Below are 14,027 nucleotides of genomic sequence, written 5' to 3' on the forward strand. Positions count from 1 at the left end.
GGGAGGAGTTAATTAAATCATAAAGGGTTCTAACTCACCCTTGAACCATTCGCCCCCAAATCTTTCGGCTATCAAAGGTCTGATGATAAATTTAGGTGGATTTCCTGCTTTCACATCAACCCGCACACAGGAGTATGATAGCCGTCTTTCTACTCCGTGGCCATGACGACCAAGGTAAAGCAAGGAATCAGCTACTTTTCCCAAGGTTATACCATCAGGTGCAGGAAAAACTTCCATCAACTCATTCCCCTCTTGACGCTGACGACGGGGACGATGACCGCCACCACCGGAGATAATACAGTTGAGGTGAGAGTCAGCGTGTCCGGTGTCTACGGTGCGGAGATATTCTAAACAGTGGGCGTGTCCATTAAAAATTACATCGACTAAGGGACGGTCTTTTACTACATTACCAAGGGTTTTTGCCACTTGATTAAATACCTCCCGTAGACGATGACGCACCGCTAAAGTTTGGGCTTGATGCCATTTGGTAGCTTCGGTGACGTAGGGGGGATGATGGAAAAAAATGATTCTTCCTCGTACTTGGGAATTTTGCCAAGACTCGATTAATTTGGTGCGTAACCAGTTTAATTGTTCCCAGTCAGTCGGAGGGGTATCGTGGGCAGCGAGTTGTTTTTCAATATCAATTTTGACTTCGTTAATTTGGTCTAACTTTGCGCTGAACTCATCGAGTTGTTCTGCATCGCTTGGGTTGTCGGGGTTGAGTTTGTCGCATTGAGCTAAGATTTCTTCTTCTTGTTTGTCTATTTCATGGCGACGCTGTTGTAATTCCCGGCGGTAAATATCCCCGGCTTGGGTATGAGGCACGGGAGAAGGTGTATTAAAAGTATTAGAATCAAGGGCGAAAAAATCTATACCACCGTAACGGAAACTGTAATATCGGTTAGGGATACGGGTAAATTCTCCCGGTACGTAACGCAAACAGCGAGATGTATTTGTTTTAGCTGTGTAGTGTTGGTCTAAATGACGGTGTAATGCTTCTGGGGATAGGGCGGCGAGATAATCAAGAAAGGCTCTAGCATAGGCATCACCTTGATTAGAACCATGCCAACCAATCTCCACATCTTTGTAACGCAACATTCGCCGTAGTCGTAACGTGCTACCGGTGATGAGGCGGTAGAAAAAAGGGACATCATAATAGTCATGATTGCCCAGTACAGGTAAAAACGGTAGATTAAAAATCATGCGATCGTAAGCAATTTTTTGGGGTTGCTCACCACCTAAGAGAAATTCCCGATATGGTTCGATAAAATTGGCGGGGTAATATTCTTGTGAACCGACGACATAAATCACATCCCCCGTGTGCAGCACAAAATTACATTCGTCTTTGTGGCCAAGCATGAGTTCTGCCACTAGTCTTTGGGGATGATATCCGTAATGGGGTTTTGTGCCGCTATCACCAAGGACTAAAAAAGAAAATTCCGGGTTTTCGTTGTGGCTATCGTCAATGACCATGCTAGTTTGGTCAATTCCCCGTTGCTGGATGCTGGGGTGTTGCCATCGTACCCGTTGTTTCATTTTTTGGATTTTGACGGGGATAGATGGTTCGGAAATTAATCTCATTGGTGATTATTGTTTTTCTAACTAGCGATCGCTTAAATTTTAAGACAGTCGCTACATATACTGCTCTCACCTATAGGGGGTATGTCTTCTCTAAGTTCCCCCAGGGAAGACAGGGACTTAAAATCAAGAGCCACAGACAGTCCCTGTTTCCTGTTGATTAATTAGATGACAATTGCCTAGCCGATACTGGTTGTTCTAGATAACCATACACTAGACGAGAAACTTCATTGATAAAACGCCTAGCTCTGGCATCACCAAAAGGTCTAGCCACCATAATACCTGCTAAGTAACGCTTACCGGATGGTGTTTCTATAATTCCTGCATCTCCTAGCACTCTTCCTAATGTGCCTGTTTTGTGGGCAATTACTGAACCTTTACCCAAACCAACAGGTAATAAGCTTCTATTTTTGCAGCGCACCATAATATCCATAACTTGGGCGTGGCTGCTGCTAGTTAGTAACTTATTATTGGAAATTAACGCTGCCACCCTGACTAAATCTTTGGCACTAGTAGTATTAGTGCCTTTAAAATCTCCTAGGAGGTTACGAATTACAGTATTTTGCAGTCCCCAACTACGAAACCTCTGATTCAATCTATTTTTACCGCCCAATCTATCAATCACCATATTGGTGGCAGTATTGTCACTGATAGTCATCATTCTGGTTGCAGTTTCTAAAAGACTAAACTTAGTCCCTGGTTTTCTATACTGCATATTTCCTGAGCCACCAGTCATTAAATCACGGCGCATGACTAAGGTTTCATTGAGCTTGACTCTACCAGCATCGACTTCTTGGAACAATGCTACTAAAATGGGGAATTTAATCGTGCTAGCGGCAGGAAATATTTTTTCTCCGTTGATGTCTAAATATTCTCCTGTCTGCATATCCAAGAAAAACATTCCCGGTGATAGAGACTTGTAGCGTGCCATTAATCTTTTAATTTGAGTCTCAAGCTGGGATATTTCCTGATTTAAAGGTACAACACCAGCAAAATTATTATTATTGGTGATGGGAATAAAAACTTTTTCTTCACTAGCACTAAATACGAGATTATCACTCTTTTCAATTGCTGATAGGTTAAGAACCCAGCTTGAGCCAGACTCCCCTTTAACGACTAACTTGTCTGGAGAAGCTGTATAACCTGGTGCTAACTCAACTACGATTCTGGTAGTGTTATCGTCAACTTTGCCAACGCGAATTTCTTTGATTTCTGAGCCAAAACTTTTGCGGATTGTATCACTTTTGAGGTTGGTTTGAGGTAGATCAATCACAATTCTTGTCGGGTTATTAATCAAGAAAGCCCTTGGTTTAACTTCAGAATCAGTGGTGATAGTTAGTTGATTTTTAGTAGGGTTGAAGTTCCATGATTGTAGTCTAGCTGCATTGACTGGAGAAGATAAAAGAACTGCACTGAGTAAGCTAAGTAAGACAAGAGGTGATTTCATGTGTGTGAGTAGTAAGAAGCAATAAGGTGTATGTGCCAGATTTTCTCAGATTGTTTGAGTTTTCCCGGAAGAAAATTCAGCCGGGTATAATTTTATTGATTTTCTGGCATCGAGACGAGGGTTAAATAAAATAGTTCCAATGTTTGATCAACAAATGAGAGCGAGATTATTTAACAGCATCACAATACATCTCAAAACAGGTGTTGGTCAATTTAAGAGATTCTACTCAGATTACAATAAATCTTGTACCCAAACTTGCCAAAGTGCTATTTTTTTAGGTGATAAAGGTAGAAAATATGGTTTTTACCGATGTCAAAGAGTTGGAAGTGAATTAGTTTTTGCTTGAGATAGTAGATTTGATGGAGACTACAAATCTGATGTTTTAATTAAAGATGAATCTGGGAAACTATACTTTCAGTTTTGAAAACAGGCACTTTCACAGCAGAACTTGGAAATATCGTGAGTATAAGGCGATCGCATTTTTAATCTCACCTCGGAATTAATTCCGAGGCTAATAGCTCAAGTTGTCTAAATATGACTAAGTGTATTATGTAGTTTTCTTGGATAAATTATACTTAACCTCTATCTCAAAATTACTCTCCGCCGAGCCTTCAGTCAAAAATGGAATACCCGTTTTACCACCTAACTTGATGCCAAACTTAACTGTTACTTCCTCCGCTTCAGGTAAGTTCTTAAATGCACCAACAGCTAACTTGGCATAACCCCGAATCTTGTCTTGAAAATCTTTAATATTGAGCGTAGGTAAACCATCACGATATCCTGGTTCTTCCTCTTCTATCTCTTTAGGAGCGGTCTTAGATTCTAGGTAGATGGTGTATTCTTGATCATCGTCTTTGACAATTAAACTTTGTACTTCTGACATTTAAGAGCCTCAGTTAGTTTTTTAGTTATTATTCTAGTAATATTACGGAAAAACATCTGCCAAGGAAATATGGCTCGATATGCGCTGGTAATTGGCATTGCCAAGTATGACAACTTCAATAACCTACCAAAAACCGTCAATGATGCCGCACAAATCACACAGCTACTCAGAGAACATGGTCGGTTTGATGTGCGGCCATTACCAGAGAAGTTAATCGAGAGTGATAAATGTTGGCAAGTCACGCCTGATAAAAAATTAACAGGACAAGAACTCGGACAAGCATTAAACACATTTTTGCTAGAGAAAGCGAAAGGTGCTGAGGCGTTAATTTATTTTGCTGGACATGGTTTTGAAGCAACTAGCAACACAGGAGTGAAGAAAGGGTATTTAGCGACATCGGATTGTGCTAAAGATGGAGTAAAGGCGATCGCCTTTGATGATTTCAACACCCTGATTAGTAAATCCCAACTCAGCAGCTTAGTAGTACTGTTAGACTGCTGTTATGCCGGGTCTTTACTAGAGAGAAGTTTGATCAACTCTAGTTTTCCGGTGTTTAACAGTAAAACTGACTATTGTTTAATTACCGCTTCCCGTGCATTTGAAAGAGCCAGAGAAGATGGGGAAGGCGGAATTTTTACCCAAGCTGTGCTGAAAGGATTAGCTAGTTCCCAAGCTGATGAGAAAACCGGCGAAATTAACGTCAATGATTTGATCAGTTTCATCTCACGGGAACTCAAGGACAGCGGCCAAGAACCAATATATATGGGTGGTGGTCGATCAATTCCTTTGGTTTGGTATCCGCCCAGAAATCCGGTAGTGGCTAGGGTAGTGAGTGAGGAATGTCCCTATCGAGGCTTAGAGGCTTTTGAGAAACAACACGCCAAATTCTTTTTTGGTCGGCAAAAAGTTGTCAACGACATCCAGCGAAAACTCGCTCAGGCGAATTTTGTCCCGATTATTGGCGCGTCGGGAAGTGGTAAATCTTCTGTGGTGCGGGCGGGTTTAATTCCGGTGTTAGAAAAAATTGGTTGGCGCATTTTAGAACCAATTTTTCCTGGAGTTGAACCGTTAGCAGAGTTAAAACGAGCCTTTACGCAGTTGTTTGGACGCACAGAAATTAGAGAAATTGCGGCTTTGATTGACACAGCAGGTTTATCTACTGTAATTTCTCGGCTGACTGGTTCGGAGCGTTGTTTATTGGTAGTAGATCAATTTGAAGAAATTTTTACCCTTGGTGCGAGGGAAGAAGAGAGACGACAATTTATTGAGTTGTTAACCCAAGTTGCTGAAGGGCGGTTAGCGATTATCACCACCATGCGAGCCGATTTTCTGGAATACTGTTTAAACTATGAATCGCTCACACAACTAATTCAGGAACAAGCTGTGTATATGCCGCCATTACTGGGGGCAGAATTAGAAGAAGCGATCGCATCTCCAGCTATGTTACAAGGTTATCAACTAGAAAGGGGATTACTGGGAGCGATTCAGCAAGAAGTATTAGGACAAGAGAAAGGCTGCTTACCATTATTGCAGTTTGCCCTGACTGAACTTTGGGAACAGCGCGATCGCACAACTCACCAGTTAACAGTTGCTAAATTTAACGCACTAGGTGGAGTTATTGGGGCGTTGAATCGTCATGCGGAAAAACTGTATGCAGGTTTCACTGAACAGCAGCAAACTTGGGTCAAGCGGATTTTCTTAAAACTGGTGCGTACTGGTGCAGTAGATAAGGATACCCGACAGCGACAGCCAAAAGCAAAATTGTTGAGTCTTGCTGGTGAGAGAGTAAATGATCAGCAAGCAATGAGTGATGTTTTAGAGAATTTAATTCAAGGACGTTTGTTAGTATCTGACTGTGAGAAATCAGGAGAAATTCTGCTTGATTTGACTCATGAGGCATTGATAGAAGGTTGGCAAAGATTAAGTCAATGGAGAAACGAAGATAGAGAAATCAGACGAATTATTGACCGTATGGAAGATGCTTTACGAGAGTGGGAAGAACAGCCAAAGGATGAAAATTTGATGATGGGTGGATTACTAGTACAAGTTCGGAAAAAATGGCAAGAAATACAATCAGATGTACATATATCAGCTAAAGATTTTTACGAAAAAAGTATTTTATTAGAAGAAAAACAACTCCAGAAATATGAAGTCGCAAAGAGAACAAAAGAGATGTTTTTGGCAAATATGAGCGATGAATTACGTACACCCTTAAATGCAGTCATTGGGTTGAGTCAACTGTTACAAGATGATTTAATTGACCTGAATTTATCAACAGAACTCATAACCGACTTAGAAACCATTAATTTCGCAGGGAAACACCTTTTAGAAATAATTAACGACATCCTCGATTTATCTAAAATTGAAACCAATAAAATGACTTTCTACCTAGAGACATTTGAGATTGTAACGTTAATTGATAATATTGTTCAGACAGTCAAGCCATCTATAGAGAAAAATGATAATCTCTTAAGAGTCTATTGTGATGAACACATAGGCACAATGTACGCTGATAAAATCAGAGTGCGACAAGTGCTTTTGAATCTGCTGAGTAATGCAGCTAAATTTACCAATAACGGTCAGGTAAAATTCACAATTACAACAAGTCAAAAACAAGAGTTACCATCAGATGCTCTCTCTGGCATGATTACTTTTACTGTTAGTGATACAGGGATTGGTATGTCTCTCGAACAACAGCAGCAGCTTTTTCAACCTTTTACTAAAGCAGATAATTCAATTAACAAAAAATATGGTGGTACAGGACTAGGGTTAGCCATCAGTCATCACCTTTGCCGGATGATGGGGGGTGAAATTATTGTCAGCAGTGAGTTAGGAATTGGTTCTACTTTCACAGTTAACTTACCGTTAATCACCTCAGAGGATTTGTTAAAGGAGAAAGTATTTTAGCGTTACCTCGGTTTGTCTTCTATTGGCATTGCTTGCTTATATTTGGCGATCACTTCTTTAATAATGTTGGTTAGAAATTACTTTAATCAGTTTCCCATTGCTGAAGCTCCTTTTCTGGTAATGGCTCAAAAAAAGCGTCGCTGAGTTTTGCAGTTAGTATCTCTGGAGTTCGGGGCTGTGCAGCCTATTGATCTAAACCTAAGCGAAAGTAGTGAATTAGATCATAAATTTCTGTAAGTTTGTCTTCGGGGATGCCTTGCAGTTCTTGGATAATTTTCTGGATTAGCAACAGTTAAACCTTCCTTATTTTCCGGTAAATTGGGTTTAGACTTTGTTTATTATGGCTCATCTGAAAAATTGGCAGAAAATAACTCACCTCTTTGGGATCAAAAGAGGAAGTTTTGAGCTTGACACTCGAAACTTCAGCCTCAGAACTTGGAACTTTGAGCTTAAAACTGGAAATGTCGAGTTCAGAACTCAAATTTTTTCACTAAAAACAGCAAACTCCGAGTTCAGAACTGGAAACGTTAAGCTGGGAACTCGAATTTTCGTGCTTAGAACTCGGAACTTGGACTTCAGAACACCAACATCCGAGATTTGAACTGCAATGATGGTGTGTAAAGAGCGATCGCCCAGTGTACGCGCATTTCTCACAAACAGTAGGGGCGGGTTCACAGATATGCTCGAATCATTGATGAATATTTCGCTCAACCCGCCCCTACGGACTCTGGACTGAGGTTGCAAGAATTGCTGAGAAATCCGGGTGTAAAATTACGTCAGGTTCTCTTCTATTGACATTGCTTGCTCATATTTGGCGATCGCTTCCTCAATGACTTCATTACCAACATCAGAAATATCAGACTTGGAATAAATTGTAGTGAGGATGATTTCTTGTTCTGTTTTCAGATAATAAATTACTCGATAACCGCCACTTTTTCCTTTTTGGATATCGCTATTCTTGAGGCGAACTTTGAAAACCTGATATTTAACTCCAGCAATTCTATCTCCAGGAGTCTCACCTGCTTGAAGTTGTTCAATTAATGGTTGTATATCGCTACGAATTGAACGATAACGTTTAGCTAGTTATCGCAGATCCTTTTTAAAACGAGGAGTCAGAGCAATCTGAATTGGTGATGGTTCACTCTGCATCAATACCTTCCCACATTTCTGAGAGAGGTATAGTTTCCCCACTCAATGCCTCTCTGATGCCTTGGTTAATGCCTTCAATTACTGTTTCAGTGGGTGTTTCTTCAGCAGATAACTCACTCTCTAAACCCATGCGAAAATTATGAATTAGTTCATAAATTTCTGATAATTTATTTTCTGGGATATCTCGCAGTTCTTGGATAATTTTATCAATCAACATAGATCCAATTTTCTGTTTATTGGTGGTTAATTATTAATATTCCGCTTTATTTATTATCCCTCATCTCCACCGTCTGGAGATAAAAACAGGAATTTTTGAAGTAGGAACACGAAAATTCAACCTCAGAAGTCCAATATCCAAGATTTGATCTGCAATATGATAGTGAGTGAAAGGCGATCGCTGTCATAATTACTAATGAACTACTTCTTCAACAGCCGATGATGACACAAATCACATTTAAGGTGGAAGCATTTTGGGATTCTGAAGCTGAAGTCTGGGTTGCAACTAGCGATGATGTACCTGGATTAGTGACGGAAGCTTCTACGATAGAGATTCTTACCCAAAAGCTACGAGATATGATTCCAGAACTCATTATTCTCAACAAAATCGTTCCTCCTGACTATGCAGGTTCTCTCACATTTGAGTTAATTAGCCATCGACAAGAGTTGATTGAGGTCGCTTCATAGATGGGTGCATCGTTTACTCCTGAGTTGAAAAAGATGCTTTTAAAGGCTGGATGCTATTTTGAAAGGCAAGGCAAAGGAGATCATGAAATTTGGTACAGTCCAATTACAGATCGTCAGTTTGTAGTAGACGGAACTATTAAGTCACGCCATACAGCCAACGGCATTTTGAAACAAGCAGGACTGCCTAAAGCCTTTTAAGCGGAGATAACAATTACCCGCCTTGTTTGTCATTTTTTCAGCAAATTATCAATGCGATCGCCTACTATCCTCTGACGATATACCAAAATAGCTTTGAATGATAGATTATTGATGCTGACTGATAAGTACATCACTATCAAAGGTATAGAGCCAGAATTATTATGAAATTTCTACACCGTCCTGATTTATATGGTTGGTCTAATTTCAACCCGGCAAGAAATATTGATTTCAATGGAATTGCTTGGATTCGCCCCAGTGGTAACATCTTAATTGACCCTGTGGCACTATCCAATCATGACTGGAATCACTTGGAATCTTTAGGTGGTGTAGATTGGATTATTATCACTAACTCAGACCATATTCGGTCAGCTAAGGAAATTGCAGATCAAACCTATGCTAAGATAGCCGCCCCTGTGGGTGAGAAAGATACTTTTCCTTTAAAATGCGATCGCTGGCTAGCTGATGGTGATGAGTTTGTACCAGGACTGAAAGTTTTGGAAATGCAAGGTTCTAAGACTCCAGGGGAGTTAGCGTTATTACTACAAGAAACTACCCTAATTACTGGGGATTTAGTCCGTGCTTACAAAGCAGGTAGTTTAAGCATTTTACCCGATGATAAATTACTGAATAAAGCTGAGGCTGTGGCTTCAGTTCACAGATTAGCAGCTTTAGAACAGCTAGAAACTATTTTAGTCGGTGATGGTTGGTCTGTGTTTCGAGATGGACGCGATCGCTTAAAAGAATTAGCAGCTAGTTTAGGATAAATAGCGGAATTAACTGTGGATACATTGTAGAGGTTAATGTTGGGTTTCGCTCCGCTCAACCCAACCTACGCCAAAATCTCAGCACTCCTAAAATCCCATCGCCTTGGCGACATCATCTAATTCTGCTTCAATCCCCTGTTTAAATTGGGCGTGACTGTGTTTAATCGCTGTATCGGGGTCTTTCAAACCGTTACCAGTCAAGACACACACCACGGTTGCACCTGTGGGTACTTGGTCTTTCACCTGTAACAACCCAGCGACGGAAGCGGCACTAGCAGGCTCACAGAAAATACCTTCTGATGAGGCTAAAAGTCTGTATGCGTCGAGAATTTCCTCGTCGGTGACGGCTTTGAATTGACCTTGACTAGCTGATTGCGCTGCGATCGCTTTATCCCAACTAGCGGGATTACCGATACGTATAGCTGTGGCGATAGTTTCGGGATGTTTCACTGGCTGTCCATTGACTAACGGTGCTGCGCCTGCGGCTTGAAATCCCATCATCCGGGGGAGGCGATCGCATTTCCCGACTTGGTGATATTGACAAAATCCCATCCAATATGCTGTGATATTCCCGGCATTCCCGACGGGGATACATAACCAGTCTGGAGCATTTCCCAGCGCATCGACAACTTCAAATGCTCCGGTTTTTTGCCCTTCTAAACGGTAGGGGTTGACGGAGTTTACCAAGGTAATGGGATAGTGTTCTGCCATATCGCGGACAATTTCTAAGGCGCGGTCAAAGTTACCCTTGATGGCTAAAACTTCCGCACCGTAAAGTAAAGCTTGCGCCAATTTACCCAAGGCCACATAACCATCGGGAATTAATACAAAAGCTTTCATTCCCCCACGACGAGCATAGGCGGCGGCGGCGGCGGAAGTATTACCGGTACTAGCACAAATTACGGCTTTCGCTCCCGCTTCCTTGGCTTTGGTAATCGCCATTGTCATTCCCCGGTCTTTAAAACTACCGGTGGGGTTAAGACCATCGTACTTGACAAATACCCGTACTTGTCTACCGATGCGTTCTGCGATCGCTGGCACGGGAATCAAGGGAGTATTACCTTCTAATAAGGTGACAATCGGCGTAGAATCGCTGACAGGTAAATACTCACGATAGGCTTCGATGAGTCCGGGCCAGGGTTGGCGATGAGATTGGGCAATAGACAAGCTTACAGTCACGGGCTTACAAACTTAGTTCAAAACTATATTATGAAGGATCATGGTCATTGCTCAGGCAAAGAAGGTCTATATTTTTGCGTCCTTCTGTGTTTCTGAGATTTTTACCCCAGATATTATCTCTTTTTGTACAGTTATTTTACAGATAATTTTGATTTAATTTAATTAACAATTGCGTCAGTTGCCATAATCCCCCAAAATTGATCTGAACTGTATAGCCAAAGTCATCTCTATAGGACTAGTGCTAGCGATACCTACGGTAAGCTCCGCTAACGCACTCTACTAACATACTTACTTTCACACTAAATATTCCCGTTCCCTCTGCTCCCCTGCATTAGCGCACATCTTTAACTAATACGAGTCAGAACGTAGTCACGAGTACGAGAATGAGCCGGGTTGGTAAACATTTTTTTCGTCGCACCAAATTCGACCAATTCGCCGACTCGATTTTGATTCAAGTGAAAGAAGGCGGTAAAATCAGAGATGCGGGTGACTTGTGATAAGTTGTGACTCACAACTACGATGGTCAACTCCGAGCGCAAACGCAAACTTTGAATCAAGCTTTCCACTTTCATACTAGCGATGGGGTCAAGACCAAAACAAGGCTCATCCATCAATATGACTTTCGGCTTCACCGCTAAAGCACGAGCAATACATAATCTCTGTTGTTGACCACCAGACAGTTCTAAAGCAGACTTATGTATTTTATGTTTTAATTCATCCCAAAGGTCGGCATCCTTAAGGGCAGATTCTACAATTCCATCTATTTCTACCTTTGGCCGCCATCCTACTATTTTTACCCCATAAGCCACATTATCGTAAACACTCATGGGAAACAAATTCGGCTTAGAAAGGACTATACTAACTTGTCGCCGCAACCGATTCAGATTCACTCGTCGCTCATAAATATTTTGATTAAAAAATTCTACTCTCCCCTCCACTCTGATCTCTGCTTCTAATTCATTCATCCGATTCAGACATTTCAGGAAGGTAGATTTCCCGCAACCACTAGGGCCGATAATTGCAGTGACTTTACTCTGATAAATATCTATTGACACCCCTTCTAGTATTTTTTGGATGTCGTAATAAAAAGTCAGGTTTTTGACTCTGATAGCTGGAATAAGTTTGTTCATGCTGGTAAACCCTATGTAGTAAAGAATGATTGAATATAGTAAAAGGACTAAAAGTGACGTTATTTCACTATTTATCTAGCTAATCTCAAATTTTCATCGCTCTGTTACCAAAAACTTAGGATTTACTCTGGCTTAGGTTTAGTTTTTAACATCCAGTAATTAATACAAACATTTTGTTCTTTAACATAGAAAATGTGCTATTTTGTTAGTGTGTTGAAATCAAGCAAGTAACAAACTAAATTGTCTAACTGCTTGATCAGTTAAATTGTCCATGACGTTGTATTTATTATTTCAATTATCACCTGAATTATCTTATACTGGTGGGCAGACATTAGAAAATATACTAATTTAATTACCTTTTAACTATAAATTCAAGTAAAATTACTGATTCTTTTTACATTTGGGATGAGAATAATCTCAATTGATCTTGATATATTGTATGTTTTTCAGGTACAGCAACTAAACTCTCAAGAAAAGCAGGGATGTAAGGGTAGGCTTTTGACTTGGATGAGATTTACCCATTTTTTATTCATTGAGTAATGAGTAATGAGTAATGAGTAAATAGGGTATCCTGTTGGAATTTTAAAACTCTTTACTCGTAAGCAATTCGTGGCTATTTTTGGATAAGAAAATGCAAGACAATTGGGATATAACGCCGTGTGCAACTTTCTTTGAAACCTAACCCCCAGCCTCTTCCCTACATAGCTTGCTTCTCCGAAGGAGTGGGAAGGGGAGCAAGAATCAAAGTAGAGACGTTGCATGCAACGTCTCTACAGTTGCTGTTCGGAGGTACTCTACGAGAAGAGCTTCGCTCTATGGAGAGGGGTTTTAATAATAAGTTGCACATCGCGTGATATAAGGCTTAAAAAGATTGCATTTCCAACTTTTTGGAGCTAAAAAAATTGTTAAAAATAAGGGTAAAACTGTTTTTTATTTCCCCAACCTTCCTACTTCTACTAAAGGACTTTATGATATTTTTAATAGTAAAGTTAATAAAATTATATGAAATCTAGGTGCAAATATTCACCAATTTTTTATATCAAAAGACAATAGGATTTTAAGTAGTAAAGAAACTTTTCCAAAGCCTTTGGTGCGTTACGGCTTACGTCTAACACACCCTACTTGTACTGATTGAAAAAAGTAATGAGTAATAAATTTAATTATTACTTATTACTTATTACTTAATTTTAGCCAAAACGCCCGGAAACATAGTCACGGGTGCGAGGATCGAGGGGATGACTAAAAATTTGAGTTGTAGTACCAAATTCCACCATTTGACCAATACGACTTTCATCGGTACTAAAGAAAGCTGTAAAATCAGAGACACGGGTGGCTTGCTGCATATTGTGAGTAACAATAGCAATAGTTAGTTCAGAACGCAAACTATGAATGAGTTCTTCAACTTTCATTGTAGCGATGGGGTCAAGGGCAGAACAAGGTTCATCCATCAATAAAACTTTTGGCTTGATGGCTAAAGCACGAGCAATACAAAGCCGTTGTTGTTGCCCTCCAGAAAGTCCTAAAGCTGATTGATTTAGCTTATCTTTGACTTCACTCCAAAGAGCAGCACCTTTAAGGGCTGATTCGACAATTTCATCTAATTCTGCTTGGGGTAGTCTACCTGATATTCTCACACCATAGGCAACATTTTCATAGATGCTCATAGGAAAAGGATTTGGTCTTTGAAAAACCATACCGATTTGGCGGCGGAGTCTATTAATATTAATCCGAGGGTCATAAATATTTTGACCAAAAAATTCTACTTTTCCGTCTACCTTAACTGGCCCTTCTAATTCACTAATTCTATTCAGGGTTTTGATAAAGGTAGATTTACCACAACCACTAGGGCCAATAATAGCTGTGACTTGGTTTTGGTAAATATCCATAGACACCCCTTCAATGGCTTTTGAGGTGTTGTAATAAAAGCTGAGGCTTTTAACTTTAATAGCTGGTTTTAATTCATTCATCATGCCAGGGAATGTCACGTCGCTATGCTCCGAATTAAAAATTCAAAGTACCCTTACGGGAAGGCTTGCGCCTACAAAATTCAAAATTCAAAATACTTTTAATCTTGGTCACTGTTGACAGATAAGAGTGTTGATATTTGC

General features: G+C 40.3%; 10 protein-coding genes and 4 pseudogenes. 5 read left to right on the forward strand and 9 right to left on the reverse strand.

From position 1 onward, the window contains the following. Nucleotides 1-12: 12 nt before the first annotated feature. The 3 genes from ACPZ3T_RS01395 to ACPZ3T_RS01405 form a co-directional block, all read right to left on the reverse strand. Nucleotides 13-1,581, reverse strand: a complete 1,569-nt coding sequence (locus tag ACPZ3T_RS01395) for a metallophosphoesterase family protein (protein ID WP_490273209.1) — start codon at nucleotides 1,579-1,581, stop codon at nucleotides 13-15. A gap of 157 nt (nucleotides 1,582-1,738) precedes the next feature. Continuing rightward, complete coding sequence (locus ACPZ3T_RS01400) at nucleotides 1,739-3,025, reverse strand: serine hydrolase (RefSeq protein ID WP_490273210.1); 1,287 nt, start codon at nucleotides 3,023-3,025, stop codon at nucleotides 1,739-1,741. A gap of 547 nt (nucleotides 3,026-3,572) precedes the next feature. Then, nucleotides 3,573-3,908, reverse strand: a complete 336-nt coding sequence (locus tag ACPZ3T_RS01405) for a CU044_2847 family protein (RefSeq protein ID WP_490273211.1) — start codon at nucleotides 3,906-3,908, stop codon at nucleotides 3,573-3,575. A 69-nt stretch (nucleotides 3,909-3,977) separates the two neighbouring features. On the opposite strand from ACPZ3T_RS01405, the pseudogene ACPZ3T_RS01410 reads away from it, so the two are divergent. Continuing rightward, a pseudogene (locus ACPZ3T_RS01410) lies at nucleotides 3,978-5,864 on the forward strand (nSTAND1 domain-containing NTPase); the annotation flags it as partial. Nucleotides 5,865-6,056: 192 nt separating this feature from the next. Further along, nucleotides 6,057-6,815 (forward strand): annotated as a pseudogene (locus ACPZ3T_RS01415) (sensor histidine kinase); the annotation flags it as partial. 82 nt (nucleotides 6,816-6,897) lie between these two features. On the opposite strand, the pseudogene ACPZ3T_RS01420 reads toward ACPZ3T_RS01415, so the two are convergent. The 3 genes and pseudogenes from ACPZ3T_RS01420 to ACPZ3T_RS01430 all read right to left on the reverse strand — a co-directional run bounded on the left by ACPZ3T_RS01420 (nucleotide 6,898) and on the right by ACPZ3T_RS01430 (nucleotide 8,181). Beyond that, nucleotides 6,898-7,104 (reverse strand): annotated as a pseudogene (locus tag ACPZ3T_RS01420) (hypothetical protein). Between the two features lie 482 nt (nucleotides 7,105-7,586). Then, a pseudogene (locus ACPZ3T_RS01425) lies at nucleotides 7,587-7,964 on the reverse strand (type II toxin-antitoxin system RelE family toxin). Then, nucleotides 7,954-8,181: a hypothetical protein gene (locus ACPZ3T_RS01430; RefSeq protein WP_490273212.1), complete on the reverse strand. Its 228-nt coding sequence runs from the start codon at nucleotides 8,179-8,181 to the stop codon at nucleotides 7,954-7,956. Before ACPZ3T_RS01430 ends, ACPZ3T_RS01425 begins: the two are co-directional and overlap by 11 nt. Nucleotides 8,182-8,402: 221 nt before the next feature. Here ACPZ3T_RS01430 and ACPZ3T_RS01435 point away from each other — a divergent pair, with 221 nt between their 5' ends. From ACPZ3T_RS01435 to ACPZ3T_RS01445, 3 genes are all read left to right on the forward strand, one after another. Continuing rightward, nucleotides 8,403-8,648: a DUF1902 domain-containing protein gene (locus ACPZ3T_RS01435; RefSeq protein ID WP_490277087.1), complete on the forward strand. Its 246-nt coding sequence runs from the start codon at nucleotides 8,403-8,405 to the stop codon at nucleotides 8,646-8,648. Between the two features lie 33 nt (nucleotides 8,649-8,681). Beyond that, entirely contained in the window at nucleotides 8,682-8,846 is a 165-nt protein-coding gene (locus ACPZ3T_RS01440) for a type II toxin-antitoxin system HicA family toxin (protein ID WP_490273213.1), read from the forward strand. 161 nt (nucleotides 8,847-9,007) lie between these two features. Then, complete coding sequence (locus ACPZ3T_RS01445) at nucleotides 9,008-9,610, forward strand: MBL fold metallo-hydrolase (protein ID WP_490273214.1); 603 nt, start codon at nucleotides 9,008-9,010, stop codon at nucleotides 9,608-9,610. 87 nt (nucleotides 9,611-9,697) lie between these two features. On the opposite strand, the gene thrC is transcribed toward ACPZ3T_RS01445, so the two are convergent. The 3 genes from thrC to pstB form a co-directional block, all read right to left on the reverse strand. Continuing rightward, nucleotides 9,698-10,789 carry a threonine synthase gene (gene thrC, locus ACPZ3T_RS01450; RefSeq protein ID WP_490273215.1) on the reverse strand — a complete coding sequence of 364 codons (1,092 nt, stop codon included), beginning with the start codon at nucleotides 10,787-10,789 and terminating at the stop codon, nucleotides 9,698-9,700. A gap of 344 nt (nucleotides 10,790-11,133) precedes the next feature. Further along, nucleotides 11,134-11,919 carry a phosphate ABC transporter ATP-binding protein gene (locus ACPZ3T_RS01455; RefSeq protein ID WP_490273216.1) on the reverse strand — a complete coding sequence of 262 codons (786 nt, stop codon included), beginning with the start codon at nucleotides 11,917-11,919 and terminating at the stop codon, nucleotides 11,134-11,136. Nucleotides 11,920-13,106: 1,187 nt separating this feature from the next. Further along, nucleotides 13,107-13,889, reverse strand: coding sequence for a phosphate ABC transporter ATP-binding protein PstB (pstB, locus tag ACPZ3T_RS01460; protein ID WP_490273217.1), 783 nt, complete (start codon nucleotides 13,887-13,889; stop codon nucleotides 13,107-13,109). Nucleotides 13,890-14,027 lie beyond the last annotated feature (138 nt).

It is taken from the genome of Aliinostoc maniaoense, assembly GCF_058172895.1.

What these genes read in the sequence shown, in the direction of transcription:
- ACPZ3T_RS01430 (WP_490273212.1), bottom strand. Translation starts at nt 8,181, where the DNA reads ATGTTGATTGATAAAATTATCCAAGAACTGCGAGATATCCCAGAAAAT.
- ACPZ3T_RS01445 (WP_490273214.1), top strand. Translation starts at nt 9,008, where the DNA reads ATGAAATTTCTACACCGTCCTGATTTATATGGTTGGTCTAATTTCAAC.
- ACPZ3T_RS01435 (WP_490277087.1), top strand. Translation starts at nt 8,403, where the DNA reads ATGACACAAATCACATTTAAGGTGGAAGCATTTTGGGATTCTGAAGCT.
- pstB (WP_490273217.1), bottom strand. Translation starts at nt 13,889, where the DNA reads ATGATGAATGAATTAAAACCAGCTATTAAAGTTAAAAGCCTCAGCTTT.
- ACPZ3T_RS01455 (WP_490273216.1), bottom strand. Translation starts at nt 11,919, where the DNA reads ATGAACAAACTTATTCCAGCTATCAGAGTCAAAAACCTGACTTTTTAT.
- ACPZ3T_RS01440 (WP_490273213.1), top strand. Translation starts at nt 8,682, where the DNA reads ATGCTTTTAAAGGCTGGATGCTATTTTGAAAGGCAAGGCAAAGGAGAT.
- ACPZ3T_RS01400 (WP_490273210.1), bottom strand. Translation starts at nt 3,025, where the DNA reads ATGAAATCACCTCTTGTCTTACTTAGCTTACTCAGTGCAGTTCTTTTA.
- ACPZ3T_RS01395 (WP_490273209.1), bottom strand. Translation starts at nt 1,581, where the DNA reads ATGAGATTAATTTCCGAACCATCTATCCCCGTCAAAATCCAAAAAATG.
- ACPZ3T_RS01405 (WP_490273211.1), bottom strand. Translation starts at nt 3,908, where the DNA reads ATGTCAGAAGTACAAAGTTTAATTGTCAAAGACGATGATCAAGAATAC.